The following is a 620-nucleotide window of genomic DNA, read 5'->3' as shown; positions in this document are numbered from 1 at the left end:
CGCCCCGTTCGGCGAGGCTCAGCAGGGTGGCGCGCCCGGCCGGGCCCGCCGCGCCCGCGACCGCGACCACCGCACCTTCGAGCACGCCGCTCCCCTCGATGCCCGCTGTTGTCGCGTTCATGGCCACCGCCTCCTTGGAACCCGCGTTCACGCGGCTGCCCGCCCGGTCTCCGCCGCCGTGATCCCCTTGGTCGAGGCGATCACGTGCTTCAGCTTCTTGGCGAGCGCCTCATAGAACATGCTCAGGGGAAACTCGTCGGGAAGCACGTCGTCGACGAGCTTACGCGGGGGCTTTGTGAGGTCCAGGGCGTCCGGGCCCTTGGCCCAGCGGGATCCCGGGTGCGGAGAGAGGTAGCGGGAGACGAGGTCGTAGGCGGCGAACCAGTGCACCAGCTTGGGGCGGTCGATGCCGTCGCGGTAGAGCTTCTCGATCTCGGCGCAGAGCTGGTTGGTGACCTGCGGGGCCCGCTCCCAGTCGATGCTGAGCCGGTTGTCGGTCCAGCGGACGACGTCGTGGCGGTGGAGGTAGGCGAAGAGGCGCTGACCGCCGAGGCCGTCGTAGTTCCGGTTGCGCTCGCCGGTGACCGGGAAGCGGAACATGCGGTCGAAGAGGACCGCGT

At 70.2% G+C, this 620-nt stretch carries 1 protein-coding gene; it reads right to left on the bottom strand.

The window, feature by feature from the left end; genetic code table 11:
* Positions 1-147 precede the first annotated feature (147 nt).
* Positions 148-620: DUF6421 family protein (locus CAY82_RS27435; protein WP_218190849.1), on the bottom strand; the 473-nt coding region annotated here is incomplete at its 5' end.

This window comes from Pseudomonas sp. SID14000 (assembly GCF_002165135.1).
In the GTDB taxonomy this organism is placed as follows: Bacteria; Pseudomonadota; Gammaproteobacteria; order Pseudomonadales; family Pseudomonadaceae; genus Aquipseudomonas.
This window is presented reverse-complemented; position numbering and strand designations above follow the sequence as displayed.